Consider the following 6,244-nt stretch of genomic DNA (forward strand, 5'->3'; position numbering starts at 1 on the left):
CGCAGCGTGTACTCGGCGGCGGCGGTCATGCCGGCGAGCGGGTCGGCCGGATGCCGGGCCAGCGTCTCGGCGATGCCGGTCAGGTAGATGCCGGTCTCACGCTCGATCAGGGCATCCGCGAGCGCCTGCTTGGTGCCGATCTCCTTGTAGAGGACCGGCCTGCTGATACCGACCTCCTTGGCCACCCGCGACATGTTGACCGCGCCCCAGCCCTCGCTGACGACCATCGTGCGCGCGGCGTCGATCATCCGGTCGCGCAGCAGTTGACGCATTTCTGCCTGAAAGTTCGGTGGTTCGGCCACGTGATCATCCTACATGTGCCCATCGATGTGCTCGTTCATTGACAATATGCGTGATTGTGTATCCAATCGGAACAACACGCGCTAATGTGTAAACGAAGGCGACTTCGAGCGAGAAGGTGTCCGAAGTCTCGGTGATGAGGAGAATGGCAATGACGACATCTCGAATCGGTGACCACGCAGGATCGGCGGCGCCGCCACAGTGGCGAGATCCCAAGCGATACCTGTGGCTGTTCGGCCTCGTCGCCCCCAGTGCGACGCTGCTGGCGAGCGGGTTCGTGTGGGCCTTCAACCAGTTCGGCTGGCAGGCCGTCGCGCCCGTGTGGTGGTGGCTCGGGCCGATCCTGCTGTACGTGCTGCTGCCGACCCTCGACCGGTTCTTCGGGCCCGACGGCAAGAACCCGCCCGAGGAGGTGATGGAGCAGCTGGAGAACGACAAGTACTACCGCTACTGCACCTACGCCTACATTCCGCTGCAGGTGTTCAGCCTGGTGTTCGCCTGCTACCTGTGGACCGCGGACAACCTGTCCTGGCTCGGCATCGACGGTGGTCTCGGCCTGATCTCCAAGATCGGTCTGGCCTTCACGATCGGCGCGATGGGCGGCGTCGGCATCAACACCGCGCACGAACTCGGCCACAAGAAGGACGAACTCGAACGCTGGCTGTCGAAGATCACGCTGGCCCAGACCTTCTACGGCCACTTCTACATCGAGCACAACCGTGGCCACCACGTGCGCGTCGCGACGCCGGAGGATCCGGCCAGTGCGCGGTTCGCCGAATCGTTCTGGAGCTTCCTGCCGCGCAGCGTGTGGGGCAGCTTGACCTCGTCGTGGGAGCTGGAGCGCACCCGCATGCAGCGGCTGGGCAAGAGTACGTTCTCGCTGCAGAACGACGTGGTGAACGCCTGGCTCATGTCGGTCGTGCTGTGGGTGGGGCTGGTCGCGGTGTTCGGTCCGTCGATTCTGCCGTTCCTGGTGATCCAGGCGATCTACGGTTTCTCGCTGCTGGAGACGGTGAACTACCTCGAGCACTACGGTCTGCTCCGGCAGAAGACCGCCTCGGGCCGCTACGAGCGCTGCACCCCCGAGCACAGCTGGAACTCCGACCACATCGTCACCAACATCTTCCTCTACCACCTGCAACGGCACAGCGACCATCACGCCAACCCCACCCGCCGCTACCAGATCCTGCGCCACATGGACGGCGCGCCCGAGCTGCCCAGCGGCTACGCGAGCCTGATCGGCCTGGCCTACGTGACGCCGTTGTGGCGCAAGGTGATGGACCATCGCGTGCTCGCCCACTACAACGGCGACATCACCCGCGTGAACATCCAGCCCAGCAAGCGCGCGCGGGTCTTGGCGAAGTACGGAGTGAACTGATGGCGTATCTCTGCCCGATCTGCGACTACGTCTACGACGAGCGATTCGGTGCTCCCCGTGAGGGTTTCGCGCCCGGCACGGTCTGGTCGCAGATCCCCGACGACTGGTGCTGTCCCGACTGCGGTGTGCGCGAGAAGGTCGACTTCGAACCGAGGGAAGGTGCAACCCGATGAGCGACTATCGACTGTTCCAGTGTGTTCAGTGCGGCTTCGAATACGACGAGGCGCTCGGCTGGCCCGAGGACGGTATCGAACCCGGCACCCGCTGGGACGACATTCCCGACGACTGGTCCTGCCCCGACTGTGGTGCCGCCAAGGCCGATTTCGATATGCGGGAGGTGAGCCGCGGATGAGTGGACGGATCGTCATCGTCGGCACCGGTGTCGCCGGCGCCACCGCCGCCCAGACCCTGCGACGCGAGGGCTACGCCGGTGAGATCGTGCTCGTCGGGGCCGAACCCGACCTGCCGTACCGCCGACCGGCGGTCTCCAAGGAGCTGCTCGCGGGCACTACGCCGTTCCAGCGGGCGGTGCTGAAGCCGGTGAAGTTCTGGGCCGACAACGCGGTCGATCTGCGCCCTGCCACGCTGGTGCGCGCGATCGACACCGACAGCGCGACAGTGCGTTTGAGCACCGGCGAGGTGCTCGGCTACGACAGCCTGCTGCTCGCCACCGGAGCAGGCGCGCGCACGATCGACACTGCGTCCACCCGCGTGCACACCTTGCGCAGACAGGCCGACGTCGTCGCACTGCAAACCGCGATCGACAGGGGCGGCTCGCTGCTCATCATCGGTGGCGGGCTCATCGGCTGCGAAGTCGCCGCCACCGCGCGCGGTCTCGGCGCCGAGGTGACGCTGTTGAACGCCGGGCCGGGGCTGCTCGATCGGGTAGTGCCGAACGCCGTGTCGAACCTGGTGCGCGACATCCACATCGAGCACGGCGTCGTCGTCGAGAACAGTGTCACCACCACACAACTGGTCGACACCGCCACAGGCGTCACCGCGACCACCACCGACGGCCGCACGTTCACCGCGGCCGCCGCCCTGGTTGCCATCGGCTCGATCCCCGACACCGCCCTGGCCGAATCCGCCGGCATCGCGGTGAACGACGGCATCATCGTCGACCAGCACTACCGCACCTCGGCCCCCGCCGTCTTCGCCGCGGGCGATGCCACCACCGCATTCAACCCCCGCCGTGGCGAATACGAACGCGGCCAACACTGGAACACGGCGATGTCGGACGGCGCCGCGGCTGCCAAAGCCATCCTCGGCCACCCCGCGGCCCCCGCCGAAGTCCCCTGGGGCTGGACCGACCAACACGGCCTGTCGATGCACTTCGCAGGCTGGCTGCACCCCCACGACGACCTGGTCATCGACGGCGACCTCGGCTCCCGGGACTTCCTCGCGATCGCCCTGCACAACGGTCACCCCGTCGGTGCCGTAGCCATGGCAAGACCGAGAGAACTCAGAGCCACCCGCACCCTCATCGCCGCAGGGCAGCCGTGGTCACCGAACACTTCCCTCGACCTGGTTCGTTCACGCTGAACCGAGAGCTGGCGAAATCCGCCGGCTGTTGCGGTCAGGAACTGGCCGCGATGGGTTTTAGCGTGGGGTTATGGAACTGAGAGAGGACGCGAAGAAGGTTGTTGTCACTACGCCGGTCGGGCATGTGGGAGCTCGGGTTGTGCAGTTGCTGGTACAGGCGGGGGTTCGGCCGACTGTGCTGATGCGCGATCCAGGGCGGCTCGATGACGCGATGCGGGAGTTCGTCGACGTCGTGCGGGTCGATCAGGGGGATTCGGAGGCGGTGGTGCGGGCCACCGTGGGGGCGGATCGGTTGTTCTGGGTGGATCCGCCTGCGCTGGTGGAGGGTGATCCGGTGGCGGGGTTCGCGCGGATGGGAGCGTCGGCGGCGCGTGCTGTTGTCGAGAACGGGATCGAGGCGACGGTGTTCGTCAGCAGTGTGGGTGCTGAGAAGCGGGGTGGGGCCGGGGAAATCGACGGGCTGGCGCGGACCGAGGAGCTGCTCGACAAGACCGGGGCGAATGTGGTGCACCTGCGGTGCGGCTACTTCTTCACCAATCTGCTGACCCAGCTCGACGAGATCCGGGCGGGCACGCTGTCCACACCGTGGCCGCCCGACCATGCGATGGCCTGGGTGGATCCGCGCGATATCGGTGAGGTGGCGGCGGCCCGACTGCTGTCGGATGCCTGGTCGGGGCGTGTCGTGCAGGCCGTGCACGGTCCGCGGGATCTGACATTCATCGAGGTCGCCGAGATCCTCGGCCGGCAGTTGGGCCATGCGGTCACCCCGATCCACCTCGCCGACAACGAGTTCCGGGAAGCGCTGCGAGCAGCGGGCCTCGGACAGGGGCAGATCGACGGAATCGCCGGTATGTCCGCGGGATTGAGTTCCGGATTCGTCGCGGAGAACCCGCGAACGGTGCTCACCACCACGCCGACGACCCTCGCCGCCTGGGCGAGCACCTGGCTGCGGTGAACCGAACCGGCCGGTCACGACTAACGTCATGACCGGCCGGGTGTTCAGGGTGATGTCACCAGTGCACGCCGGGCAGCACCCGGCTCATGCGGGCCGCCGAGTTCGGCATCACCATCAGCGGTGCGAAGACCGGGCCGAGGACGGTGAGGGCATTGCGCGTAGGTTCGGCGGGCTCGGTGACCGCGGCGGGAACGGACTTACCCTGTGCCGCAGTGGATTCGCCGAAGAACCGGAACCCGGTGTGCATGATCGTGCGCTTGAGCGAGGGCAGGAACATCTCGACCGCCTGGGCGAAGGTGCCCGCGGGGGTGTCGATGCGGTCGGGGCGTTCCAGCAGAGCGCGGACCACGATGTCGGCCGCCCGGTCGGGGTCGGGCAGGGGCAGCGAACGGTAGAGATCGGTGGGCGCGATCATCGGGGTGCGCACGAGCGGCATCCGGATCGAGGTGAAAGACACACCGTCGCCACGGTTTTCGACGGCGGCGATATCGCTGAAGTTGTCCAGGGCGGACTTGCTCGCGGCATAGGCGGCGAAGCGAGGTGCCTTGGTCTGCACGGCGATGGAGGAGATGTTGACGATGTGGCCGAAGTGACGCTCGCGCATCGAGGGAAGCAGCCCCAGGATGAGGCGGACGGCACCGAAGTAGTTGACCGCCATGGTGCGTTCGAAGTCGTGCATCCGGTCCACCGAGTTGGCCACCGAACGGCGGATGGAGCGACCGGCGTTGTTGATCAGGTAGTCGACATGGTGGTGCTCGGTCAGCACGGTCTTGACGAGGAGGTCGACCGCCTCCGAGTCGGTGATGTCGCAGGGGTAGGCGAACGCGGTGCCCCCTTCGGCGCGCACGGATTCCGCTGCGGCCGTGAGATCTTCGACGCCACGGGCGATCATCAGCACGATCGCGCCACGGCGGGCGACGGCGTGGGCTGTGGCCAGGCCGATACCCGAGGACGCGCCGGTGATCAGCACCGTGCGGCCCGAGAGCGGGTGCGCGTCGGCGGCGGGACGACCGCGGTGCGGGTCCAGATTGACGCGCCAGAAGTCCCAGAGACGGTCGGCGTAGGTGTCGAAGGCGGGCACGGTGAGGCCGGGCAGTACCGCCTGGGTGGAATCGGAGACGAAGTCGGCGGTGAATCCGACGTGGGGTGCGACCTCGGCGGGAATACCTGCCTGTTCGAACAGGAAGTCGCGCACCGTGTTCGCGCCGGGCACGTGGCCGAGCCCGCTCAGCGCGCGTGCGCTGCCGGGCACGGTGCCGATGCCGACCGGACCGCCCGCGGCGGCGGCCAGTGCGCGGTAGATCTCCCCGAACGGCTGCGGCCGCGGGTTGACCAGGTGGAACGTGCGCCCGTCCAGGCCGTCGCGGCGCACCAGTCGCACCATCGCCTCGGCGACGTAGTCGACCGGCACCACATTGGTCGCACCCAGATCGGGCAGCGGCAGCGGCAGTTCGGACGGCAGGCCGGCCAGCGTCGAAATGGCGGAGAAGAAGTAGTACGGGCCGTCGATCTTGTCCATTTCGCCGGTCCGTGAATCGCCGACGACGATCGCCGGGCGATATACCCGCCAGCGCACGTCGGTGGCCTCGCGAACAAGTTTCTCCGCGGCGAACTTGGTGCGGTGGTACGGCGAGGTCAGGTTCTGGCCGAGGTCGAAATCCTCCTCGAAGAATTTGCCGCGGTGGTCGCCCGCCACCGCCACCGAGGACACGTGGTGCAGGGTGGCATCGAGGTTGCGGGCCAATTCGATCACCGAGCGAGTGCCCGCGACGTTGGCCGCGTGGGCGGTCTCCTCGTCGGCGGTCATGTCGTAGACCGCGCCGAGGTGCAGTACGTGATCGGCACGCGGTGCGCCGTCGCCGAGACCGAGGCCGTCGGCGGTCAGGTCTCCGACCAGCGCGAACACGCGGTCACTGTCGGGATGTTGCGCATTGTGCGCGGTGAACTTGGGCAGCGACTCGGCGCGCACCAGCACGTGCACGATCGCGGTGGGGTCGGCTGCGAGCAGCCCCCGCACCACGCGTCGACCCAGAAATCCGGTACCGCCTGTCACGATGTAGGAAACCCTG

At 67.3% G+C, this 6,244-nt stretch carries 7 protein-coding genes; 5 read left to right on the forward strand and 2 right to left on the reverse strand.

The annotated features are described in order from the left end of the window. On the reverse strand, nucleotides 1–302 hold a 302-nt coding region (locus ACFWF3_RS20465; protein WP_379314878.1), incomplete at its 3' end, for a TetR/AcrR family transcriptional regulator. Between the two features lie 149 nt (nucleotides 303–451). On the opposite strand from ACFWF3_RS20465, the gene ACFWF3_RS20470 reads away from it, so the two are divergent. From ACFWF3_RS20470 to ACFWF3_RS20490, 5 genes are all read left to right on the forward strand, one after another. Continuing rightward, the gene (locus ACFWF3_RS20470; protein ID WP_379314879.1) at nucleotides 452–1,678 is read left to right on the forward strand and encodes an alkane 1-monooxygenase; all 1,227 of its coding nucleotides are present in this window, start codon (nucleotides 452–454) and stop codon (nucleotides 1,676–1,678) included. Next, on the forward strand, nucleotides 1,675–1,851 hold the full coding sequence (locus tag ACFWF3_RS20475; RefSeq protein ID WP_378997037.1) for a rubredoxin: 177 nt from the start codon (nucleotides 1,675–1,677) through the stop codon (nucleotides 1,849–1,851). The genes ACFWF3_RS20470 and ACFWF3_RS20475 overlap by 4 nt, the downstream gene beginning before the upstream one ends. Continuing rightward, entirely contained in the window at nucleotides 1,848–2,030 is a 183-nt protein-coding gene (locus tag ACFWF3_RS20480) for a rubredoxin (protein WP_266289085.1), read from the forward strand. The genes ACFWF3_RS20475 and ACFWF3_RS20480 overlap by 4 nt, the downstream gene beginning before the upstream one ends. Then, on the forward strand, nucleotides 2,027–3,220 hold the full coding sequence (locus ACFWF3_RS20485; protein WP_379314880.1) for an NAD(P)/FAD-dependent oxidoreductase: 1,194 nt from the start codon (nucleotides 2,027–2,029) through the stop codon (nucleotides 3,218–3,220). The genes ACFWF3_RS20480 and ACFWF3_RS20485 overlap by 4 nt, the downstream gene beginning before the upstream one ends. Before the next feature lie 70 nt (nucleotides 3,221–3,290). Then, a complete protein-coding gene (locus ACFWF3_RS20490) occupies nucleotides 3,291–4,175 on the forward strand; it encodes an NAD(P)H-binding protein (protein WP_379314881.1) in 885 nt (294 codons plus the stop codon). A gap of 55 nt (nucleotides 4,176–4,230) precedes the next feature. Here ACFWF3_RS20490 and ACFWF3_RS20495 read toward each other — a convergent pair whose 3' ends face one another. Then, on the reverse strand, nucleotides 4,231–6,231 hold the full coding sequence (locus ACFWF3_RS20495; RefSeq protein WP_379314882.1) for an SDR family oxidoreductase: 2,001 nt from the start codon (nucleotides 6,229–6,231) through the stop codon (nucleotides 4,231–4,233). Nucleotides 6,232–6,244 lie beyond the last annotated feature (13 nt).

Source organism: Nocardia sp. NPDC060220 (genome assembly GCF_042727815.1).
In the GTDB taxonomy this organism is placed as follows: domain Bacteria; phylum Actinomycetota; class Actinomycetes; order Mycobacteriales; family Mycobacteriaceae; genus Nocardia.

Coding starts and splice junctions, on each gene's coding strand:
- ACFWF3_RS20470 (WP_379314879.1), top strand. CDS start 452: ATGACGACATCTCGAATCGGTGACCACGCAGGATCGGCGGCGCCGCCA.
- ACFWF3_RS20480 (WP_266289085.1), top strand. CDS start 1,848: ATGAGCGACTATCGACTGTTCCAGTGTGTTCAGTGCGGCTTCGAATAC.
- ACFWF3_RS20485 (WP_379314880.1), top strand. CDS start 2,027: ATGAGTGGACGGATCGTCATCGTCGGCACCGGTGTCGCCGGCGCCACC.
- ACFWF3_RS20490 (WP_379314881.1), top strand. CDS start 3,291: ATGGAACTGAGAGAGGACGCGAAGAAGGTTGTTGTCACTACGCCGGTC.